The sequence below is a fragment of the Candidatus Epulonipiscium viviparus genome (assembly GCF_030708075.1).
GTDB classification, from domain to species: domain Bacteria; phylum Bacillota; class Clostridia; order Lachnospirales; family Cellulosilyticaceae; genus Epulonipiscioides; species Epulonipiscioides viviparus.
The window spans coordinates 356,116-380,298 of the sequence record NZ_CP117982.1 but is presented as its reverse complement, the minus strand read 5'-3'; the positions used below and the strand labels follow the sequence as shown (position 1 = coordinate 380,298).

General features: G+C 41.8%; 16 protein-coding genes. 8 read left to right on the top strand and 8 right to left on the bottom strand.

Annotated elements, in window-relative coordinates; all coding sequences use genetic code 11:
• The first annotated feature begins 92 nt into the window (after positions 1-92).
• From PCY70_RS01255 to PCY70_RS01245, 3 genes are read left to right on the top strand one after another with little or no spacing between them, the layout of a single operon-like run.
• Positions 93-2,852 carry a glycoside hydrolase family 2 TIM barrel-domain containing protein gene (locus PCY70_RS01255; protein WP_305768135.1) on the top strand — a complete coding sequence of 920 codons (2,760 nt, stop codon included), beginning with the start codon at positions 93-95 and terminating at the stop codon, positions 2,850-2,852.
• Complete coding sequence (locus PCY70_RS01250; RefSeq protein ID WP_305768134.1) at positions 2,813-3,166, top strand: hypothetical protein; 354 nt, start codon at positions 2,813-2,815, stop codon at positions 3,164-3,166. Before PCY70_RS01255 ends, PCY70_RS01250 begins: the two co-directional genes overlap by 40 nt.
• On the top strand, positions 3,150-4,094 hold the full coding sequence (locus PCY70_RS01245) for an L-cysteine desulfidase family protein (RefSeq protein ID WP_305768133.1): 945 nt from the start codon (positions 3,150-3,152) through the stop codon (positions 4,092-4,094). Before PCY70_RS01250 ends, PCY70_RS01245 begins: the two co-directional genes overlap by 17 nt.
• A 79-nt stretch (positions 4,095-4,173) precedes the next feature.
• On the opposite strand, the gene PCY70_RS01240 is transcribed toward PCY70_RS01245, so the two are convergent.
• Complete coding sequence (locus tag PCY70_RS01240; RefSeq protein WP_305768132.1) at positions 4,174-12,204, bottom strand: leucine-rich repeat domain-containing protein; 8,031 nt, start codon at positions 12,202-12,204, stop codon at positions 4,174-4,176.
• Between PCY70_RS01240 and PCY70_RS01235 the strand changes: the two genes are divergently transcribed.
• Positions 12,137-12,643: a hypothetical protein gene (locus PCY70_RS01235; RefSeq protein ID WP_305768131.1), complete on the top strand. Its 507-nt coding sequence runs from the start codon at positions 12,137-12,139 to the stop codon at positions 12,641-12,643. The genes PCY70_RS01240 and PCY70_RS01235 overlap by 68 nt on opposite strands.
• 89 nt (positions 12,644-12,732) lie before the next feature.
• Here PCY70_RS01235 and PCY70_RS01230 read toward each other — a convergent pair whose 3' ends face one another.
• From PCY70_RS01230 to PCY70_RS01205, 6 genes are read right to left on the bottom strand one after another with little or no spacing between them, the layout of a single operon-like run.
• Positions 12,733-13,404, bottom strand: coding sequence for an S-layer homology domain-containing protein (locus PCY70_RS01230; protein ID WP_305768130.1), 672 nt, complete (start codon positions 13,402-13,404; stop codon positions 12,733-12,735).
• Complete coding sequence (locus tag PCY70_RS01225) at positions 13,404-14,099, bottom strand: putative Ig domain-containing protein (RefSeq protein WP_305768129.1); 696 nt, start codon at positions 14,097-14,099, stop codon at positions 13,404-13,406. The genes PCY70_RS01230 and PCY70_RS01225 overlap by 1 nt, the downstream gene beginning before the upstream one ends.
• Entirely contained in the window at positions 14,096-15,082 is a 987-nt protein-coding gene (locus PCY70_RS01220) for a hypothetical protein (RefSeq protein ID WP_305768128.1), read from the bottom strand. The genes PCY70_RS01225 and PCY70_RS01220 overlap by 4 nt, the downstream gene beginning before the upstream one ends.
• Complete coding sequence (locus tag PCY70_RS01215) at positions 15,048-15,494, bottom strand: hypothetical protein (protein ID WP_305768127.1); 447 nt, start codon at positions 15,492-15,494, stop codon at positions 15,048-15,050. The genes PCY70_RS01220 and PCY70_RS01215 overlap by 35 nt, the downstream gene beginning before the upstream one ends.
• Positions 15,475-16,350, bottom strand: a complete 876-nt coding sequence (locus tag PCY70_RS01210) for a hypothetical protein (RefSeq protein WP_305768126.1) — start codon at positions 16,348-16,350, stop codon at positions 15,475-15,477. Before PCY70_RS01210 ends, PCY70_RS01215 begins: the two co-directional genes overlap by 20 nt.
• Positions 16,265-17,953, bottom strand: coding sequence for a hypothetical protein (locus PCY70_RS01205; RefSeq protein WP_305768125.1), 1,689 nt, complete (start codon positions 17,951-17,953; stop codon positions 16,265-16,267). The genes PCY70_RS01210 and PCY70_RS01205 overlap by 86 nt, the downstream gene beginning before the upstream one ends.
• A 276-nt stretch (positions 17,954-18,229) precedes the next feature.
• Here PCY70_RS01205 and PCY70_RS01200 point away from each other — a divergent pair, with 276 nt between their 5' ends.
• From PCY70_RS01200 to murI, 4 genes are read left to right on the top strand one after another with little or no spacing between them, the layout of a single operon-like run.
• A complete protein-coding gene (locus PCY70_RS01200; protein WP_305768124.1) occupies positions 18,230-19,762 on the top strand; it encodes a sulfatase family protein in 1,533 nt (510 codons plus the stop codon).
• 26 nt (positions 19,763-19,788) lie between these two features.
• The gene (locus tag PCY70_RS01195; RefSeq protein ID WP_029488111.1) at positions 19,789-21,330 is read left to right on the top strand and encodes a sulfatase family protein; all 1,542 of its coding nucleotides are present in this window, start codon (positions 19,789-19,791) and stop codon (positions 21,328-21,330) included.
• 35 nt (positions 21,331-21,365) lie between these two features.
• Complete coding sequence (locus PCY70_RS01190) at positions 21,366-22,415, top strand: D-alanine--D-alanine ligase family protein (protein ID WP_029488112.1); 1,050 nt, start codon at positions 21,366-21,368, stop codon at positions 22,413-22,415.
• Positions 22,416-22,427: 12 nt separating this feature from the next.
• The gene (murI, locus tag PCY70_RS01185) at positions 22,428-23,231 is read left to right on the top strand and encodes a glutamate racemase (protein ID WP_305768123.1); all 804 of its coding nucleotides are present in this window, start codon (positions 22,428-22,430) and stop codon (positions 23,229-23,231) included.
• Between the two features lie 50 nt (positions 23,232-23,281).
• On the opposite strand, the gene PCY70_RS01180 is transcribed toward murI, so the two are convergent.
• On the bottom strand, positions 23,282-24,169 hold the full coding sequence (locus tag PCY70_RS01180; protein WP_305768122.1) for an MYG1 family protein: 888 nt from the start codon (positions 24,167-24,169) through the stop codon (positions 23,282-23,284).
• Positions 24,170-24,183 lie beyond the last annotated feature (14 nt).

Sequence of the window (24,183 nt, the reverse complement as noted above, 5' to 3'; positions counted from 1 at the left end):
TCCTCTAACTTATTACACAATTGCCTATAATATTAATATCAACAATGTTATAATTTCCAAGTTACACAAATTTTATTTAAAGGAGATTTCTAATGCGAGAAAAGATTTTGATGAACACTGGTTACAAATTTTTTGAAGGTGATATTACCAAAGATCCTATTTCGTCTAAACAAGACACTTACATGATGAGCAAGACTGTTCGCGGTCGTGGCCCGGAGAGCACTTCTTATTATGATGCCGATTGGGAAGACGTTACTTTACCTCACGATTTTGTTATCAAGGGCAACTATTCCGATAAGCATAATGGCTCTCACGGCTCTCTAAAACGCAACAATGCTTGGTATCGACGTTATTTTAAACTCGATTCCGCTGACGCCAATAAGCGATTTTCTTTTATATTTGAAGGTGTCGGTAAAAATTCCAAAATTTGGATAAATGGCCACCTGATGGGCACCAACTCCAGTATGTATAATACTTTTGAAGTCGATTTTACTGCAGTAGCTCATATCGGCGAAATTAATACTCTGGCTATATATATTGATAACTCCGACTTTGAGGGTTGGTGGTATGAAGGCTCTGGTATCTACCGAAATGTGTGGCTTCAAAAAACCGATGCCCTTCGTCTAAATTGGTGGGATAATTTTATTTATAGCGTCAATCTTAAAGATGATGATTTTGATATTTATGTTAGTGGTATGCTAGAAAATTATTCTGATGCTACACGAACTGTTACTATAAAATATGCGCTAAAAGAAAACAATAATACTGTCGAGCTTGGTCAGTATGATCTTTCTGTTGCACCTTGCGATGTTGCTTCATACTCCGAAGTTTTCACCTTCGCCGATGCTACCAGATGGTCCATTGACAATCCTTTCTTATATACTGTTATCGTTACTGTTGTAGAAAATGGCGAAATTATTGATGAGCTCACTACCAAAACCGGTTTTAGAACTGTTCGTTTTACTGCAGATCACGGGCTGTTTATCAACAATCAACCAATTAAAGTAAAAGGCGTTTGCATCCATCAAGATCATGGCAGCCTGGGTGTTGCTGTTCCCGCCGCTGTCGAGGAGTTTCGCATCAAGAAACTTAAGGAAATGGGTGTTAATGCGTATCGCTGCGCTCACAATAATCCTTCGATTCACATTCTCGAACTTTGCGATAAATACGGTATGATCGTTATGGATGAAAATCGTTGGTTTGAAACTAGTCACGATGCGTTCTTACAAATCGAATCGATGGTTAAGCGAGATCGTAATCACCCGAGCATTATTATGTGGTCTGCTGGAAACGAAGAGCCTACTCAGAGCACCGTTGTTGGCAAGCATATCCTCGAAGAAATTAAGATGTTTATTAAGCGCTTAGACAAAACTCGTCCTGTTACTCTTGCTTTAAATGGCGGTTTTTATGGCTCTCACGCATCCGAATCTTCTGATACTCTCAGCATCAACTATGCTATCAAATTTTACGATAAGTCGCATGAAGTTCATCCAGATAAATGTATTATGGTAACAGAAGCTGGAGCTACTCGAAATCCTAGAGGTGTCTATTTCCCTACAGATACTGTTCTTAATGTTACTGCCTATGATGAACATTTTCCTTCTTTTGGCGAATCTTTTAGACGCTTCTGGAAAGAGGTCGATACTCGCAATTATGTTGCCGGACTATTCTACTGGCCTGGTATAGAATATCGTGGCGAAGCCGAATATCCACAACTTACCAATATGGGTGGCGGTCTCGATAGCTGCTGCTTCGAAAAAGACAACTTCTATTTGTTGCAATCATTTTGGCTTGATGAGCCTGTTCTTCATTTGTTTCCGCATTGGAATCTGTTTGGTCACGAAGGCGAAGCCATCCGCGTTATGACATATTCTAATTTAGACGAAGTAGAATTAATTGTAAACGGCATATCTGCTGGCAAGCAACCTGCAAATAAATATGATCAAAACGAATGGAGCGTACCATTTGCTCCTGGCGAAATCGTTGCGATAGGCTACAAAGACGGTGCCGAAGTTAAACGTACAACAGTCAAAACTACCGGAGATCCTGCAGCTCTCAATATAGTTGCAGACAATCAGCCAAACTCCGATGGTGTTGTAGTTCTTCGCGTATTTGCCACCGATTCAAACGGTGACTTTGTACCAAACAGTAAAATTGCTATCTCGCATACCGTCGAAAACGGCACATTACTCGGCGCAAGCAATGGCGATCCACTAGATCAAACTTCTGTTGTTGCCAATACTCACAATTTAAATTCCGGACTTTTGCAAATTATCGCAAGACAGGACTCTAAAGATGCTCCAATCAAGGTTACTGCAACCAACGGTGACATGTCCGCAACATTCGAATGCGACTTCCTAACCGTTCCAACAGCTCAGCTTCCTGTTCAAACTGATAAAATGGATCTTCCTAATTTTAGAGTTTGGCCTATTACACTAGACGTTGATGTTGCCGCAAGAGTCAATTACGATGATATGAACACTAGCATTCCGTTTAAATTCGGCACCGATCATCTTAGCGAAATCTTTGCAGATGACTATGGCTACGCTAAATACACTACCCGATTGCTCATTCCAGATTATGTCGGCGAAAAAGAAGTACGCATCATTATCGAAAATGTCACTGGCGATACCGAGATCTCCATTGAGCACGATCGCAATGTGTGGCCTAATGTTCAGCCTAGACTTGGTATTTCTCAAGAAATTATAAAATTTGCTGATCCACAGGGCGGCAATATTACTGTGCCTGTAACCAAGTTCTTCAAAAACGAAAAAGTTTTCGTACACATCGTTAACAAATACTCCGATCCAACTTGCGGCATCAGAGGCAAAGTGTACTGGGAACTCCACTAATTTTACCAAAAGGCATTCAAGTCGGCGCTGATGCGTTATGGGCAAACGAGATAACAGTCTATTACGCAGGTACCGCGCAAGAGTGGGTAGCCCTCAACGCCTCGCTTCCATTTGATGCTTCGATTATTTTAGAGAGCGATGGGCCAGACGATCTAACATTCAGCGATGAACTTCAACCAACATATTCTGTAATGGGGCAAAATGTTAAATTTGACAAAAACACCGGAACCATCGTTTCGGCAAATCCACTAATAGCAGATGGCACCATTCCAACAGTTGTTGACGAAATTTTGTACGGTGTTACATCTAGATAGTTCATTATTGTTACATGTGATAGTGGAAGTCTATAAGGGCGAGCATGTGGCAACTGCAGAAATAACAGAAGCGCATACTCATATAAGCAAAATCACAAAGGATGGGCAAGTGTTATTTTATGAGCCAGATAATAATAAATACCTTGGGAAATTTACTAATCGAGATAATCTAAGCGTTTGTAGAATATATGAATTTGCAAATACCGTTGAAATAGCAGAGGTTAAGGACCTACTCGACTTGCAGATTGAATACAATATGGCAATGGCGCAAGAAGGCTTAACTGGAAAATACGGACTGGGTATTGGTAAAGTTATATTGAGATCACACGGAGATGGCGGTCTTGATAGAAAGATTAAAGCTTATACTGCTGCAGGGTCGGAAGCACGAATGAGCGGAAGCGCTTTACCAGTAGTTACCAATTCCGGCAGCGGAAACCAAGGTATGGCATCGTCTATTCCTATCGTTATGTATGCAGAAGAAATGGGAATTAATCAAGAAAAACTTTATCGCGGATTGGTCTTTTCAAATTTAATTACGATTCATCAAAAGACGCTAATAGGAAGACTAAGTGCGTTTTGCGGGGTGGTTAGTGCGTCTTGCGCTAGTGGAGCGGCTATGACATATTTATCAAATGGAACTTTAGATCAAATTAATATGACAATCACAAATACACTGGCAAACGTTTCTGGAATTGTATGCGATGGGGCAAAAGCCTCTTGCGGTGCCAAAATAGCATCAAGCCTCGACGCCGCAATCATGGCGCATCATTTGGCTATGGAAAATCAAAGTTATCGACCACGCACCGGAATTTTAAAAGATGATATAGAAGCTACAATAGCTGCCATAGGAAGACTTGGAAAATACGGTATGCATGGCACCGATAAAGAGATTCTCGACATTATGCTAAATGTGGAACGAACTGTTTAAACAAAGGGCACCCTCTTAATGGGGTGTCTTTTTTGATGCAAAAAACTCTCCCGAAGGAGAGCATATAAAAGGAAAGCATTTAATTGGTTGTAATAGTAACACCATCAGGCAATTCTCTGCCCAATGCATTCCATTCAGCTGCAGTACCTAAGAATGAAATTTCCAACGCTTCAATATTCGCGAAGACGTCATAGCCTAGGTATGTTAGCCCTGCAGGAAGCTCTAGTCGCGTAAGTGCCGTTGCCGCAAATACGTGGTCACCGATCGATGTTACAGTTGATGGAATTGTGACAGTTGCTAAATTATTACAATATGAGAATACTCCATCTGCAATGTCAGGTAGCCCCTCTGGAAGCGTGACCTCTGTTAATGCCAGACATCCAGCGAAGGCATTGCTTCCAATGTTACTTATATTAGCCGGGAAATCTACGGATTCGAGACTTACACAATTTTCGAATGCAGAAGTGCCAATTGTTGCCAAATTGCTGTTCAAATTTAATGTTTCTAGATTGGAGCATCCAATGAATGCGCTGTTGCCTATGGATTCTACATTTGCCGGAATATTGAGTGTTGTTAATCCGCGGGATTCGGCAAAGGCAAAGTCACTAATAAATGTTAGGCCCTCTGGTAAGTCAGGATCATCGAGACTGTGACAATCTGCAAATGCGTACGAATTAATAACGGTAACTCCAGGAATGTTGATTGATTCTAAGCGAGAGCATCCGTAGAAAGTGCGGTATGAAATTTGTGTGACAGACTCAGGAAGACTGATCGATGTGAGGCTACGGCAGTTGTAGAACGCGCTATCACCAATATACTCAACGCCTGCTGGAATGTTTACTTCTGCCAACGAATAGCAGTTAACAAATGCATTGTCTCCGATATAAGTTACCGAATCCGGAATGCTAAGCTCCTTGAGTGTAGAACGATCGTAGAATGCATAGTTTCCGATGCTTGTAACAGCAACACCGTTGATTTCGGCCGGAATGTGTGCTTTAGTTATGGCCCCATCGGTTGCTAAAATTTGCCCAGTTTGAGAATCAAATTGAATCATTCCGCCTTCGATTCCGTCAACAGTAAGCCACGCTTCTGGTCCAATTAAATCTTCTGGGTCGATCACTTCGTCGGGATCATCAGGATCTGTTGTTGCTGCAGCAGTTCGGAAAATTACTAGGGCATCGTTTGGAACGTGGATGTCAAATGAATTCCAAATATTTCGCTCGTTGCCAAAGAAGATCGTATCTAGTTTATCTAGGTTGCCAAAAACTCCGTCTGCTATTTGGGTAACTGGCCCAGAGATAATGATGGTTTCTAGCCTATCGCAGCTGTAAAATAAATCTTTGGCTAACTCGGTAACGCCTTCTGGAATCGAAATTGTTTTAATGTATGCACAGTTTTTGAATGCCGCTTCGCCAATGCTGGTGATGCCAGATGGCAAGTCTAGTTCTCTCAATTCGTCGCAGTCGTGGAATGCATATGCGCCAATTGAAGTTAATGAGGTTGGAAGCGTGATCTCTTTTAAGTTGCCGCAATTTTCGAATGCACGATCGCCAATTGTAGTAATTGTGTTAGGCAAAGTTACTTTGGAAATTCGTAGGGCCTTCGAGAATGCGCTATCTGCTATTGCAACGACAGTTACACCGTTGATTTTTTCCGGAATAACCGCGGAGGTGACGCTCTCCTCTACTTCTGTGATCGCTCCAGTTGCTTCGTTAAATTTGATCTGACCGCCTACAACTCCTTCGATAGCAATCCAGGCATTTGGATCGATAGGCCCAGTACTGCCTACTACAACTGTTACGCTCTCTGGAATATCCACTGCTAATGCGTCCCACTCGGCTTGTGTTCCTGCATAATAGATCAGGCTCAAATTTGGAGTGGAGTCGAATGCCGCATCGCCAACTGTAACAAGTGATTTTGGCCATATCAGAGTTTCTAAACTGTCGCACTTATCAAAGGCACGCAATTTTACTTCGGTTACGCCTTCTGAGAATGTGACTTTCGTGAGCTTTGGACTAGATGCAAATGCGCTAGACTCGATTACGGTGATGCTTGCTGGGATAGTGAGCTCCACAAGCGTTGCATGCTGATAAAATGCGTTTGAATCGATAGCAGTAACGCGTATTCCGTTGACAATTTCTGGAATATTTGCAATAGTTATGCCATCCTCAGCTGTTGTGATTACGCCGTTATCAATTTTGATTCTACCACCCTCGATGCCTTCAACTGTTAGCCACGCATCTGGATCAATAGGCCCTTGGCTCTCATAAACTACAATTGTGTTTGAAGATAACGATACTCCCAACGAAAGCCACTCAGCTTCAGTTCCTCCAAAATATATAGTTGCCAAGTTTTCGCAGTTGGCAAAAATGTCTGCTGCAGCAGATGTGACGGATTCTGGAAGTACAATGCTAACTAGCCCAGTACCTTTAAAGGCATTGTCCGAAATTGTGGTTACGCCATACGGGATGCGAACATTGGTTAGTGCTGTGAGATTTTCGAATGCTCCCGATCCGATTTCTAATACTGTAGCCCCATTTATTTTAGCAGGAATGTTGGCAGTTGTGATGGTATCCTGAGCATCGGTGATAGTGCCCGTGTCTTCATCAAATTTTATGGAGCCACCCACAATGCCTGCAACATCTCGCCACGCATCTGCAGAAATTGGGTATCGCTCATAATTTATTTGTACAGAAGATGGAATGCTGATCCCCAACGCTGACCATTGGGCTTGCGTGCCTTCAAAATATATCGTTGCTAATGAAGGGCAGTCTGCAAAGATATTGGATGCAGCAGAAGTTAATAGCGGTATTATGACGGTGGTCAAGTTTGGACTTGCAGCAAAAGCTGATGCGCCAACGGACTCTATACCTTGCGGAATTGTCACCTTGGTTAGTGCGCTGTTGCCACGGAATGCGGATGCTCCGATAGCGGTAACTTTTATACCGTCAACAACTGCTGGAATGGTGCCATCTGCTATTAGTGGATTTGCCGAAACGATGGTTCCGGTGTTTTTGTCAAATTTAACATTTTGCCCCATTACAGAATATGTTGGTTGAAGTTCATCGCTGAATGTTAGATCGTCTGGTCCATCGCTCTCTAAAATAATCGAAGCATCAAATGGAAGCGAGGCGTTGAGGGCTACCCACTCTTGCGCGGTACCTGCGTAATAGACTGTTATCTCGTTTGCCCATAACGCATCAGCGCCGACTTGAATGCCTTTTGGTAAAATTACAGTTTCGAGTGTATTGGCATCGACGAAGAGGTTGTTAGCAAGCGATGTGACTGCAATGTTGTTGATAGTTTCTGGAATTTTGAGAGATGTTATTGTATGTTGGACAGCTGTTATTTGCCCCGTTGCTGGATTAAATTTAATTTTGCCATCTACAGCACCAGGTATTGCAATCCAATCGTCTGGATCAATAGGTCCTAAATGTTCAAAGTACACAGTTGTAGTAGCTGCAAGTCTGGTTTTTAAGTTGTTCCACGCTTCTTCGGTTCCGGCAAAATAAATTGTCGTTATACTCTCTGGAAATGTTGTGTTTGCGAGAGATGAAGACGTACTGATTTTATTGACGGATGCCGGAATCGCTAATTCCTCGATTGCCGTATTGTAAAAAGCATTGAGACCGATCGAAACTAGCATCGATGGTAATTTTACTTTAGATAGATTGGTACAACCGTAGAATGTATTGGGTTCGAGAATTTGCAGTGAATCTGGAAGCGTGATGTCGGTTAGGCCGTCGCAAAACGCAAATGCTTGCTCGCCAATAGATGTTATAGAGTCTGGAAGAAGCATTGTCTTTAGCTTGTCACTATTATCATAGAAAGCTTGATGCCCGATTTTGGTTACTGTGTTTGGAAGCACAACTTCAGTGAGAGAAAAGTTCCATCTAAAAGCTGAATTGCCAATTGCGGTAACTGCAACACCGGCGATTTGACCCGGGATGGTTGCTGCAGTGATTGTGGATTCCGCAGCAGTGATTGTGCCTGACTCTTTATCAAACTTGACTCCACCGCCTAAAATTCCTTCTACTGGATGTAGCGTATTCCATTCTTCATCTGCTGTTGTATTACCATCAAATGCCATTGCGGTTTTTACAGAGATCCCGGTATCAAACGCTAGCCATTCTGCTTTGGTACCCGCAAAATATATTGTGGAGTCGATATATGGATTCCAAAATGTAGAGAGGTCAATATCGGCGTCGGTGGATTGTAAAGTTATTTCTGTTAAAGCTTTGGATCTTGCAAACGCAAAATCGCCTATGGATTTAACGCTAGCTGGGATGGTAACATTTGTGAGAGCATCGCAAAATTGGAATGCCTCTTTACCGATTGTTGTTATGCTATCTGGCAAGGTGAGCTCCACCAAATTTGTATTGCGCTGAAATACTTCTGGACCGATAGTAGTAACGGCTATTCCGTTTAGGGCTGCAGGAATGTTGGCAATAGTGATGGAATTTTCTGCGTCGGTGATTGCGCCCGTGCTAGCGTTAAACTTAATTTTGCCACCTTCTATGCCCGGCACTCGAACAAACTCATTGGGATCGATTGGTCCAATATTATCTGAAATTATAACAACATTATCTCGTATATCGATATTAAATAATTTCCACTTGTCTAGAGATCCGCCATAGTAAATAGTTTGTATTGTTGTGTTGCCTTGTACAATTGAGGGAGCGATTTGTGTGACAGAATCGGGGATAATCATGGTTTCGAGCGCTGTGTTTACAAACGCAGCTTCTCCGATTGATTGCAATCCTATAGGAAGAGCTAGTGTCGTTAGTTGAGTACAATTTTTAAAAGCGTCGTTTGCAATAGCATTAACTCGAACATCAATTGTGTTAAAGCCATCCATGAGCATAACGCCGTCTACGATAAATTCTGGGATGACTGCAGAAGTAATGGTTTCTTCTGCATCGGTAATGGTACCTGTTTTGAAATCAAACTTAATTTTGCCACCTTCTATTCCTGGTAAAGATACCCAATTTTCGGTTATTCCATAGTGGATTGCAGTATTTTGGGGAGCAATAAGGCCGGCGTCATTCCACTCAGCTCGTGATCCTTCAAAATATATAGTCTCTAGGCTGTCGCACCCGTTGAATGCTTTTACGCCACCAGTCGTAAAAGAAGCTGGAATTGTTATTGAGGTAAGTGCTTCACAATTTGTAAATGCGCTATCTCCGATGCGAGTTATAGTATTGGGCAATGTTATGTCCGTTACCAGCTTCGCATTGTAGAAGGCCGCCGCACCGATCTCGACGACGTCTTCACCATTAATTTGGCTAGGAATATCGGCAGAGGTGACGGTATCTTCAACATCTACAATGACTCCATTTGCAAATTTCACTCCACCACCGATCACTCCGTCAACTGTAATAAATTGAGATTCTACTGTATCATTGCAAACAACCGTGGTGTGCGGATCAGTCGTTGCAGCAAATGAGTCCCACACTGCTTGAGTGCCTCCAAAATCGATGCGCCCGAGGTTTGGACAATTCCAAAATGATCTCGAGCCAAGTTCTGTAACATATGGAGGTAGAGCCAAATATTCGAGACTCACACAGTCTTCGAAAACGCTATTGCCTATTTTAATAACACTCTCTGCCAAGGTTACATTTTTGAGATTAGAACAGCCCCAAAACGCGCCATGACCAATCAATTGAACGCCTTGTAAATTAGCAATGGCATCAATTTCGGGAGATACTATAGTGGTAGTTTGAAGAGAGATTTTGTCTAGCTTCGTCGAGATTATAGTAACAGTTTCCAAGCTGGTGCAATCCTTAAAAGCATAGTTTTGCATAGCAGTTATAGATGATGGGATTGTAACGGAAGTTAACTGATTGCACAGCGAAAATGCATAGGAATCAATTTTTTTGACAGTAACCCCATTAATTACAGACGGAATGTTTGCAGAGGTGATCGTTGTCTCAGCATCGAGAATGCTCCCAGTTTTGGTATCGAATTCGATTTTACCGCCTTCAATGCCATCAACTTCAATCCAAATAGTAGGCGGTTGAACTATATCGGGGTCGTTACTGCTATAGAGTAGCTTAACCGTATTTGAAAATCCAGCATCATCTAACTTAATTTTGGTGTTAACCCACATCGATTCTGAGCCAGCATAGTGGATAGTCTTAACTGCAGTACTTTTGAAGGCATCATCTTCTATAGTGTGAATGCTAACTGGCAATGCAATAGACTCTAAACTAGTACAATCCTCAAATGCTAGGCGATCGATTTTGCCAAGGTTATTCGGAAATTTGATCGATAGCAAGCTCGAGCACCCCTTGAATGCATAGGCAGTAATTTCTTTTAACTCATATGGTAACGTTAAATTAACTAGATCTGTACAATATTGGAATGCACCACTATCAATATGAACAACAGAATCTGGAAGCACAACATCGCGTAGGTTTATACAAGCATAGAAAGCCGCCTCCTGAACAACGGTGAGTTTTTGACTAGGTATATCTACAGAAGTGAGAGCATCGCAAAATGCAAAACTCCATTCGCCAAGATAACTTAGGTTGGATAGGTTGGATGAGAAATTGACTTCTTCTAAGAAGCTACATCCTCGAAATGCATTGGCGCCAATATATGTAATCGATTCTGGCATCGAAATAGATTTAAGATTAGAGCAACCTCGAAATGCATTGGAAGTAATTGCCACTACATCCACCCCGTCGATCTGAGCTGGAATATTGGCAGAGGTGACAGAAAACTCCGCATCAGTAATAGCCCCAACTTCTTTATTAAATTTAATTCTTCCACCGACAATTCCCTCAATTTCTAGCCAATCGGTTTCAACATCCACATCAGTATCTCCAGAGCATATCAACATAGTGAACTCTGGGAGTTGGATTTCTAAGTTGCGCCATTGTGCGGCATTACCAGCAAATAACACGGTACCCAAGTTGTCGCAATCTCTAAAAATATCTTCTCCAGCATTAATTAAATTTGCAGGCAACGATATCGTATGAAGGTTGTGTGCATTCCTAAATGCTTCGTTAGAAAGAGTGGTCACGCTATCTGGAATAGTAATTTCTGATAGCGAAGAGCAGTTATAAAATGTGCCCTTCGAAAGTTTAATTTTGTTGAGATTGGTAGCATCCATAAAAGCGTACGAACCAAGTGATGTAACAGAATCTGGCAACGAAAGCTCGAGCAAGCTATCCATACTTCTAAAGGCAGAAGAGCCAATCGTTTTTACAGAAGATGGAATGTTTAGTTCAGAAATAGTTTCGCAGCGGTAGAATGCCCAGTTGCCGATGGAGGTAATTTTGTCGCTTATAGGCACAGCTTCTAAAGCAAGGCATCCGCTGAACAGATAGTCTGAAATAACACTCACGCCTGCTGGAATATTTATAGAAACAAGATGTATGCAATCTTGAAATGCTCCCTTGCCCAGTTTGGTAACGCTCTCTGGAATTTTGACTTGGGTTAACGAAGCGCATCCTTCGAAAGCAGAGTCGCCGATTTCTCGAACCGAAGTTGGTATATTAATAGAAGCTAGTCTAATACAATTTTCGAACATATGTTCACCTATAGCTACTGCATCAGAAGGAAGGGTTACCGATGTGAGAGTAGTTAGATTATAAAAAGCCCAATCAGTATGCTTTAGAGAGTGTGGCAATGTGAGAGTGGTAATTTTGGTACCCATAAATGCAGCTTGATCAATAGCCTCGATACCCTCCTCAAATGTTACATTTATGAGAGAGACGCAATTGTTGAATGCTGCAGTTCCGATGGATTTAACTCGGGATGGAATATTGATAGAAGTCAGCTTAACACAAGTGCTAAACGCATTATCGCCAATAATCATATCCGAGCCAGCAGCAAATAATACGTTAGCTAACTGACCACAGTGATAAAACGCGGCCTCGCCAAGTACCTCCAAAGTTTTGGGAAACGTCATCGAAGTTAGAGAGTCGCAGTTTGCAAAGGTCAGCTCGCCAATGCTAATTAATGAGTCTCCAAAATCAATATGCGATAACCTAACGGTGTTATAAAAAACTGTGTCTCCGATAGAAGTTGTATTTTTGCCAATTGGTGTTCCTTCTATTGGTGTTCCTTCTATTGGTGTTCCTTCTATTGGTGTGCCTTCCATTGGTGTGTTGACTCCTAATGATTCAATTCCTGTAGTTGCCATTCCTGGTGAATTTGATGCCGAGTTCATTCCCGAGTTTTCGTTCACTCCAACTATTTATCACTTCCTTCAACCGTCTGGCGCACGAACTTTGTTGCCTTTAGAACAACATTTTGGCGATGCAGATTTAAGCACTATGTTTTTTGATGAGCACTCTGATGTTACTATTTCTGAGATTATTGAACTCGCAGAGCTGCCGCTTGATGACAGTAATATTGTTGCTGTCGAATCCATTATCAGCTATGATGCTTTTACGCGCTCTTCTGGTGGAATAAATGCTTCGACGTTAAAAGTTATGTCCGCATCGGTGTCAGATAAAATTGCAATATCTTCGGTAAAAGCAAAAGTAGGGGAGACAGTTGCCATCGATTGTAATAGCAAAGCTCCGGCAAGTAGATAACTAAATTTTTTCTTCACTTTAAACCCTCCTCGTTTTTATATATCAAATATCATGGAGACTGCAGCAGATGCCGCAGTTCCGTATTCATATTAATTGTGAGCAATCGTCTTTGGTAATAATAGGGAATCAACTCTGTGAACAATAGCCGCGACTTCTTCCATCGTTACTAAATCTTTGGGCGCCATTGTAGTCGCACTTTTTCCGGAAAGTAATCCCAGCTGATTCGCAATTTTGATAGCGTTTTGTTTTTCTGCTGATAAATTTTTGATATCGGTAAATTTAGTTGTAGCGGAAGCTTTTGGCAATACAAATCCCTGATATTTTAAATAGTTGTTGATGAGAACAGCCATAGACTCTCTAGTTAGAGGCGTTGCCCCATCTGCTATATCAGAGCCAAATAATTTATACTCTGAAGCCCACTTCATGGAACTGTCAAACCAACGCAATGACGAAGGATATTTTGTTAAATCGATATTTCCATGAAGCGCTAATACATTAGCAATAGAACCTCTAGTGCTATGAACGCCGATTCCGAATTGGTCAACAGATAGGCCAAACATCAACCCTTGCTCATAAATCCATTTCACATCGTTATAGTACCAAGCACTTGGAGAAACGTCCTTTTTGATACTAATAGGAGGAAGCGGAGCAGTTGGAGCGGTCGGAGTGGTTGTAACAGTTGGTTTTGCTGGCGTAGGTTTAAGTGGAGATATCACTGTCGTCGTCTTTGTCGTCGTCTTTGTCATCATCTTTGTCGCCATCAGGGTCCACAATGAGCAGTATCATCCACAAATTCTGCGGCCACTATGTGCTCATCCTCGCTTAAATCTTCAAATACATCGGAGAATATAGTGATAGAAATCTCTTCTGTAGAGCTAGTAATTTTGTAATCTGAATTTTTAACTAACTTTTGTCCATCAATATATACGTCAACAATTTCTGATATGTCACCTGTCAATTTAATCGAATGATCTTTGATTTCCTCGATCTTTGGCAATGGAGTTTTGATTTCGAACCCATCAGTAACAAACGAGTCGACAGGAATGCCATCTTCGTTTACTAATTCCTCTGAGGTTGTTATTGTAAACTTTGCGTAAGAAGGTGACAAATCGTATTCAGAAAATTTGTCATCATCTGAACTAAATTCGGCTTTTACCATAAATGTATGTTCGCCTGCAGCTTTAGGCATTCCATGAAGATATCCAGTATTTGGATCCAGCGTTAGCCAGTCAGGTTTTTCACCGTCTATAATTGAGAATTTGGCAACTATGTCGTTAGAAATATTATTGGTTTGAATCAATTGTGTATAAGGTACAAAAGCAGATCCAGTTTTGAGCTGCTCAGTTGTTATTGCTAAGTTTGCCGCAAAGCCGTTAAGCGTAATAACTTGAGGTGCCTGATCATCTGCAGTAATGGTGAGAGTTCCAGAAATTTCACCACCCCCATCGCCGATCAACCTGATCTTTGCAATGCTATCGATTTTATCTGCGTGAGAGTTCCAGAAATTTCACCACCCCCATCGCCGATCAACCTGATCTTTGCAATGCTATCGATTTTATCTGCAGCCACGCTGGTAAATGCGTTGAGGGAATTGTTTTCACCTACAGCAGAAATGCCGCTAATTTGAGACTTGGCAGCTGCAGTCTGAACATTAGCCCCCTCGCTTGCCAAAAACTTAAGCTTTACAGAAGACAAATCGGTATCATCTACAAAAATCGTTTGATAATATTTAGACATAGAATCCACATCGTCAGGCATAATAAATGCTTCTGCAACTCCAGCAATTCCAGTAACCCTAAAGTCTCTAGCAACTGCCTCTTGCACACCTTTAATTCGCACTGCCAATTGATAGTCGCGAGTATCGGTGGTAATTAAAAAGTTTACGCCAGCACCGTTAAACAAAAAGCCAGCATCTTCCTCCCACATAGTATTTCCGTTAGCAATTATAGCTTCATCAGTAACATCGCCTAAGACTGTTCCATCGCTCGAAACTATTTCGACTTTCTGAATTTTTTCGTTGTTGTAGTCATCAAGCTGAGCATCGAAATAACTCAAGCCTATGTAAAAATCGTTAGAAGCCGCAAAATCATCTTCCAAAGTGTAAGTTACAGTTTCGACGCCATTAACCACCTTGCTAGTGAACGACTGCGACGCCTGAACTCTCTGATCATTAAATTGAGCATATAACATGCTGTACGCAATATCGTCGAATGCTTTGTTTTCGCTAATTACAAGTTCTACTACAGGATGCAAAACAGTTCTAAAACCACCTTCTTGTTCTAATAAAATAGTAAGCTCGGACGAATCAGAAATATTGTAGGAGCCATTTTTTATAGCGCTGCTGATGTGAACGTCTGGATCGTCGATTACAGCATCAAAGACATCGTCGGCTGCCAATATACCCTTATAAAAAGTAATGCAAAACAGTTCTAAAACCACCTTCTTGTTCTAATAAAATAGTAAGCTCGGACGAATCAGAAATATTGTAGGAGCCATTTTTTATAGCGCTGCTGATGTGAATGTCTGGATCGTCGATTACAGCATCAAAGACATCGTCGGCTGCCAATATACCCTTATAAAAAGTAGCAGTATATCCTGCATCTGCAAACGCTGAATCGAGAGTGAGTCCTAATCCAAAATTTTCCACTTCTGCATATTCGTTAGGGACAGTGAGAATGTATTCGGAGCCGTTAACCGCGAGCTCAACTTTTTCTACGGCATTATCAGTTTCAAGATCGAGATTCACAAGCTTTGGAACAAAGAGTTTTTCTAGATTGATCGTTTTTACTTCTATAATATAGCGTTTGTTGGTGTAATCTAATTGGTCGCGACTACCAATCAGAGTGCTCATCAAAAAACATAGTGCTTAAATCTGCATCGCCAAAATGTTGTTCTAAAGGCAACAAAGTTCGTGCGCCAGACGGTTGAAGGAAGTGATAAATAGTTGGAGTGAACGAAAACTCGGGAATGAACTCGGCATCAAATTCACCAGGAATGGCAACTACAGGAATTGAATCATTAGGAGTCAACACACCAATGGAAGGCACACCAATGGAAGGCACACCAATAGAAGGAACACCAATAGAAGGAACACCAATGACAGGCGCATCGAAATTCGCATCGCCGTCGTTAGCAGATGAGTTTGCATCGCCATCAGTAGCAGATGAGTTCGCATCGCCGTCGGTAGCAGATGAGTTCGCATCGCCGTCGGTAGCAGATGAATTTGCATCGCCATCGGTAGCAGATGAGGTTACATCGCCATCAGTAGCAGATGAATTTGCATCGCCATCAGTAGCAGATGAGTTCGCATCGCCATCGTTAGCAGATGAGGTTGCATCGCCATCGTTAGCAGATGAGGTTGCATCGCCATCGTTAGCAGATGAGGTTGCATCGCCATCGTTAGCAGATGAGTTTGCATCGCCATCGGTAGCAGATGAGTTCGCATCGCCATCAGTAGCAGATGAGTTTGCATCGCCATCAGTAGCAGATGAGTTTACATCGCCATCAGTAGCAGATGAATCAGAGTTCGCATCGCCATCGGTAGCAGATGAGTTTGCATCGCCATCGTTAGCAGATGAGGTTACATCGCCATCGTTAGCAGATGAGTTCGCATCGCCATCGTTAAGCAGATGAGGTGGCATCGCCATCAGGAGCAGATGAGGTTGCATCGCCATCGGTAGCAGATGAATCGGAGTTCGCATCACCATCGGAAACTGCAGGCGCATCGGAAGTTACATCGCCATCGTTAGCAGTTGAATCGGAGTTCGCATCACCATCGGAAACTGCAGGCGCATCGGAAGTTACATCGCCGTCGGTAGCAGATGAGTTCGCATCGCCGTCGGTAGCAGATGAGTTTGCATCGCCATCAGTAGCAGATGAGTTCGCATCGTCATCAGTAGCAGATGAGTTTGCATCGTCGTCGGTAGCAGATGAGTTCGCATCGTCGTCGGTAGCAGATGAGTTTGCATCGCCATCGGAAACTGCAGGCGCATCGGAAGTTACATCGCCATCAGTAGCAGATGAATCAGAGTTCGCATCGCCATCGTTAGCAGATGAGGTTGCATCGCCGTCGGTAGCAGATGAGTTCGCATCGCCGTCAGTAGCAGATGAGGTTGCATCGTCATCAGTAGCAGATGAGGTTGTATCGCCATCGGTAGCAGATGAATCGGAGTTCGCATCACCATCGGAAACTGCAGGCGCATCGGAAGTTACATCGCCATCGTTAGCAGATGAATCAGAGTTCGCATCGCCATCGGTAACTGCAGGCGCATCGGAAGTTACATCGCCATCAGTAGCAGATGAATCGGAGTTCGCATCGCCATCAGTAGCAGATGAGGTTGCATCGCCATCAGTAGCAGATGAGATTGCATCGCCATCAGTAGCAGATGAGTTTGTATCGCCATCGGTAGCAGATGAGTTTGTATCGCCATCGTTAGCAGATGAATCAGAGTTCGCATCGCCATCGTTAGCAGATGAGTTCGCATCGCCGTCGTTAGCAGATGAGTTCGCATCGTCATCAGTAGCAGATGAGGTTGTATCGCCATCGGTAGCAGATGAGTTCGTATCGCCATCGTTAGCAGATGAATCAGAGTTCGCATCGCCATCGTTAGCAGATGAGTTCGCATCGCCGTCGTTAGCAGATGAGGTTGCATCGCCATCGTTAGCAGATGAATCAGAGTTCGCATCGCCATCGGTAGCAGATGAATCAGAGTTCGCATCGTCATCGGTAACTGCAAGCGCATCGGAAGTTACATCGCCATCAGTAGCAGATGAAGTTGTAGCCCCAGAAATTTCGAATTCTGGAACCACAGTTTCTGGAATGTCTAATTCGGGTATTGCGGTGTCGGGGGTATCGGTATTTGGAATTACAGTGTCGGGGGTATCGGTATTTGGAATGGCAGTGTCCGGGGTATCGGTAGCAGGAATGGCGGTATCAGGAGTATCGGTACTTGGGACCGCGGTATCTGGAGTATCGGTATTCGGAATTGCGGTATCTGGAGTGTCTGTATCTGGAGCCGCAGTTTCTGGAGCATCGGTATCTGGAGTTGCAGTCTCTGGAGCATCGGTATCTGGAGCCGCAGTCTCTGGAGCATCGGTATCTGGAGCCGCAGTCTCTGGAGCGTCGGTATCTGGAGCCGCAGTCTCTGGAGTGTCTGTATCAGGAGCCGCAATCTCTGAAGTGTCGGTATCTGGTATCGCGATTTCGGATATCTCGATTTCTGGTATTACGATATCGGTCGCTTGTATGGGCAGTGTGCTCATGGTTAACAGTGTGGTTAGAGCCAGACTTTGTATCAATCGCTTACTCATCGTTTTCATCTCCTCTTATTTGATAAAAAATTAAACTACAAGATATAGTATACCTTGAGTCAAAAAAAATATGACTATGATAAGAAAAAATTCTTTTTTTTGTAAGACTAAATTTGACAAATATGTAAAATTCAAAATTAATTATACATTTTTCTATTTAATTTTACTAGCACCAATTTCTTCCTTTTGATAAAAAACTGCCTTGAATAATTTCGAAATGGTGATAAAATATCTCCACAGGATTTACCTATTTTATGATGAAGAGGTGTAATTTTTGTGAAGAAAAATGTTGTAGTAATCTTATGTGATCAATTGAGAACAGATTTTTTATCGTGTTACGGAAGTGATTTTATAAAAACTCCAAATATCGATCAACTAGCGGCAGATGGAGTTTTATTTGAGCGTGCAACAACAGTATCGCCAGTGTGTGGACCGGGGCGCGCATGTATGATGACGGGGCAGTACGTTTCGGGAACGGGAGTGTGGACCAACGACGTTCCGTTTAAGGCAGGGCTGGAGTATATTCCGGAGCGGATGAACCAAAACGGATATGTGACTGGGGCATTTGGAAAGCTTCATCATATGCCGAGCAAAGACGTCAAAGGTTTTGCAGTTGCTTGTCAGATGGAAGAAGGAAGATTGGCAGCAGACGATGATTTCTACAAATTTTTGAAGAGAAGGCACCCAGAAATAAATACTATCAGCCCGCAAAAAGATGGTCGATTTGCTTTTGGGCTAGAGGACTATTACGAAGAATGGATTGCCAACAATGCCGTAAAATTTATCGAAGACCATAAAGATGAGCCGTTATTTGCGTGGGTATCATTTCAGGGGCCGCACCAGCCATATGATGCGCCAGCAGAGAATGGAATATCGACAGTGCTAACGCCACCGGATCCTATCATGTTAGACTTCGAGCCAAGCTGTAATGTTCCCAAATATAGGAGAGCATCAAATATATCTACACCAAGTATATTGGGGATGAAGGCCTATAGAGAGCGTCGCGCGAGATACGCAGAGGGAGTTCAAATTATTGACTATGAAGTGGGAAAAATTATAGCGAAGCTGAAAGAGTTGGGCATATATAAAGATACCGTAATTATATTTTCTACTGACCACGGGTGTATGTTGGGGGATTACGATATGTATGAGAAGGGCGCGATGCCATATAAAGCGCAGTTAGAAATTCCGATGATAGTGGTGGACGCCGACGCATTGCCACAGGGGAAACGAAGCGACATGCTTGTGAGCAACCTAGACATTGCGGGAACGGCGCTGAAAGCAGCAGAAGATCCAAAGCCGCTGGGATATTCGCGATCGATTGTCGAGATGTATAATAATTGTGAAATACAACGAAGCGTGATATTTACAGAGTTTTGCGACTCGATGAAATTGGTTTCGACAAAAAAATATAGATTGGCATACTATCCATTTAGCAAGGAGCATGAACTGTTTGCCATAGACGATGAAACGACCGATTTGACACTAGACCCGGAGTTACAAGAATTGCGGATCGAATTGCTATCAGATATAATTGACTTTGTGGTGATGGCAAAAGGAGAGGTCTATTTGGAGGGTCATGATACTGTCCCAGCAGTGCAGGTGGGGCTTGACGAGAAGTATTATAATTATAGAGAGGTTGCACCACTAGCAACTCCAATATGGTCAGAACGAAGTCGACAAAGCCTGAGAGACCATGGATTAGATGCTGACTATACTGAATTTATGAAAGCGCGAGAAGATGAATTTGTTGTTCACTACGGAAAGTATTGGAGGCCAGGAGATTCATTTTTTAAGAAGACATATTAAAGATTGAAAAGTGGGAGAGAGAAATCATGAAAAAAAATGTTGTAGTGATTTTATGTGATCAATTGCGTACCGACTACCTATCTTGCTATGGAAGTGAGTTTATTAAGACGCCAAATATAGATAAATTAGCAGCAGATGGAGTTTTGTTTGAGCATGCAACAACGGTGTCGCCAGTTTGCGCACCGGGAAGAGCATCAATGATGACAGGAACGTACCTATCTGATCATGGTGTGTGGACTAACGAAGTTCCATTTAGACCGGGGCTTGAATATTTGCCGCAGAGAATGAAAGCAAACGGATATAGAACAGGGGCATTTGGAAAATTACACCATACGCCGGGCAAAGATTCAAAGGGTTTCGACATTGCATTGCAAATGGAAGAGAATCGATTGGGGCCAGAAGACGATTTCTATAAATATATAATTGAGCGCCATCCAGAAGCAAAAAATCTGTATAATCATGATGGATCGGGAAAATTTGGAGCAGATATAAGTGAATACTATGATGTTTGGATAGCAGAAAATGCGATAAAATTTATAGAAGACGAAAAAGATAAGCCAGTCTTTGCGTGGATCTCATTTCAAGGGCCGCATCCGCCATACGACGTACCAGCAAATAACGGGCTGACTACCCAAATACAACCTCCAGATCCAGCAGACACAAAGTTTTTGCCTAAGTGTGATGTGCCATTGTATAGACGTGGGGCAACATTAAATTCGCCCGAAGTTAAAGGCATCGAAGCATACAGACGCCAATTAGTAGCGTACGCGCATAAGGTTCAGCTGATAGATATCCAGGTAGCCAAGATCGTCGCAAAATTGAAAGAGCTGGGCATCTACGAAGATACGATAATTATATTTTCGACCGACCATGGATGTATGCTAGGCGACTATAGCATGTTTGGAAAGGGTGCGATGCCATATAAGGCGCAGTTAGAGATTCCGATGATTATTTCGAATTCACCGGAGTTGCCAAAGGGAGTGCGAAGCGATATGTTAGTTAGCAACCTAGACATTGGAGGAACAGCTATCAAAGTAGCAGGAGATGATAAGCCGTTTGCATTTTCGCGATCTATGATAGAAATGTATAATACGCCGGCGATGCAGCGAAGCGTGATATTTACAGAGTTTTGCGACTCAATGAAATTGGTTTCTAGTAAGGAATATCGATTAGCATACTATCCATTTAGTGGGCAATACGAACTATTTAAAATTGATAATGAGAGAGAAGATTTAACAGATAAGCCAGAATATCTCAAGCTGCAAATCAAATTGTTAACAGACATAATAGATTTTGTGGTGATGGCAAAAGGGGAGGTTTATCTCGAAGGACACGATACAGTTCCGGCAGTTCAAAAAGGGCTAGATGAAAAGTATTATAACTATAGAGAAGTGGCACCGTTAGCAACTCCACTAGGCTCCGAACGCATTCGAGAAAATTTGCGTAAAAATGGACTAGACGCCGACTATACAGAATTTATGAAGGAGCGCGAAGATGAGTTTGTGTGTCATTATGGAAAATACTGGAACGAAAAAGAAACATTTTTTAAAAAGACTTATCATAAATAAAGAGCTATAAAATATATGAGGAAGGGGCATTTTTTATGAAGCAAAATATCTTGTTAATTTTTGGAGGGCAATCTTCAGAACATGAAGTATCGTTAAAGTCTGTTACAACTATTTATGAAAATATTGATCATGAGCTTTTTGATATTTATCCTGTTGGAATCACAAAAGAAGGGAAATGGTTATTATATAGAGGTGCAAACTTTAATTTTACGGAAAATAATTGGCAAGAAAAAGGTGTACCTTGTATTTTGAGTCCAGATGTTACTCATCATGGATTACTTCTATTGAGAGATGCGCAAGACATAGTAAACATCAAAATTAATAAAGTATTCCCGATTATGCATGGAAAATATGGTGAAGACGGAACGATCCAAGGCTTGTGTACATTAGCGCAGCTGCCATTTGTGGGGTGCGGAGTTTTGAGTTCTGCGATATCGATGGACAAATCATTTACCAAAATAGCAGTTGAAAAGACAGGAATAAGACAAGCAAAGTATGTACTAGTGAAAAGTTCGGAATTAAAACATATGAATCAAGTAGTATCCAAAATAGAGGAAACGTTTGGCTATCCATACTTTGTAAAGCCAGCAAATGCTGGATCGTCTGTCGGGATCAATAAGGTGCACAACAAGCGTGAATTAGAACATGCTCTAAGAGTAGCGGCAAAAGAAGACGCAAAAATCTTGGTCGAGGAAACGATAATAGGCCGAGAAGTTGAAGTTGCCGTACTAGGAAACGAAGAATTACAAATCTCAGGAGTAGGTGAAATTTTGGCAGCCGCAGAGTTTTATGATTTTGATGCCAAATATAATAACGCAGAATCCAAAACCGTGATCTGTGCGGAATTACCAGACGAGATTAAAGAAAACTTGAGAGAAGCAGCAAAGAAGATTTATAAAGCAGTCGATGCAAAAGGGCTATCGCGAGTTGATTTTTTTGTAACGGAAACAGGCGATATGATATTTAATGAAATTAATACAATGCCAGGATTTACCAAAATTAGTATGTACCCGATGCTGTTTGAAGATTTTGGGATCTCAATCAAAAACCTGATTACAGAATTAATAAATTTAGCATCTTTATAAGCGGTGACAAATATGGATAACAGACCAATCGGAATTTTTGACTCTGGCCTTGGAGGGCTGACAGTTGTAAAAGAAGTTATGAAGCAATTAACAAACGAATCGATAGTATACTTTGGCGATACAGCACGTGTGCCATATGGAAATAAATCGAAAGCAACGGTTACAAAATTTTCAGCACAAATAATCAGATTTTTATTGAGTAAGGATGTAAAAGCAATCATCATCGCCTGCAATACAGTAAACTCAAATTGCGCTATCGAATTGCGGGAGTTATTTCCTGAATTGATGATAGAAGGGGTTGTAGGGCCAGGCGTTATAATGGCAAGCCGAGCAACCAAAAATGGTCGAATTGGTGTGATAGGAACAGAAGGCACCGTCAAAAGTGGTCGATACGCGGAGCGGCTAAGAGAAATTCATCCAGAATACCAAATTTTTTCGAAAGCTTGCCCGCTATTTGTTCCGCTAGTAGAAGATGGCTGGACAAACACAGAGGTTGCAAAAATGGTGATAGCAACTTATCTGAATGAGTTGTTAGAAGAAGATATAGATACATTAATATTGGGATGCACGCACTATCCTATATTATCTGAGGACATTCAAGCCGTGGTGGGAAAACATATCAAACTGATAAATCCTGCCAATGAGACGGCATACCAGATGGGGCTCCACCTGCTACAAGAAAATATTCAAGCTATAGCAATCCCGTCGTATCATTTTTATGTAAGTGATCACAAAGAACAGATGCAAGATATGGCAAAAATGTTCTTGGGATGTAAAACGCCCGATGTGATAGAAGTAGATATTGAAAAGTATTAAACTCTAAAAAAGACTGAATCCTATAATCTGGGAAACAGTCTTTTTTTGAATTACGCTTCAACAGCCAATCGAGCCATAGCAAGGGCGCCTTCTTTGGTTTTGTTGCCACATAAAAATTTAGCAGGATGACAAAATACGCATCCATCTATTCCGGTAACTTTGTCTAAGGCTTCTTCGTTTAGTCCGGCCCAGCTGTCTGGCAAATTTTTGCGTGCGTCAAAGCTATCTTCTGTTAACTGAATATTTTGAACCATCCATTTATCGGACAAATCTTTATAGACAACAAACAATACGTCCATGTCAATATCTAGTTTAATTAACGGTTTTTTAAAGCTCACGCGTTTTTCTAATACTAAAATGTGGCTTTCTTTAGGATTCTGAATTGCTAGCTGCTCTTTGACATAATTGAAATCACCAAAGTATCTAACTTCTTTTGCTACCACATGATATAAGATTTTTTTAGCGAGTTCAACAGCCTCAAAAAATCCTTTAGTTGCAGCAGCCTGGGTTGCGTCAAAAGGCATAAATACATCGATAATTCCAGATACAGTCATAATTTTATAATCAGAGCGAACAATATCTAGCCCATTGTCATTCGCATCAATTACAGTAATAAAATCGATAGCTATTCGGTCTTTAATTTCTTCGTATTGTTCTTGAGGTAGAGGTTCAAAATTATTTTTTATATAATCGATTCCAAAATCTTGCCACAGAAGACCAAACGCACAGTATGGAATGCCGTCAGCACGCAATTTTTTGTTTACATAATGGTGATCATATTGACCTCCTCCAACATCAGCGATGATATCACAAGTGCTAAGTTCGGCTTCGTCGCGAGTTCTAACTACCTCTAAGTCGTCATAAATTCCATACATCAAAGCTACCGCAAACACGTCATCTGCGTGAAAGGTGCCGCTATGGACTGCCATTTTTTTCATATTGCCTCCTATTG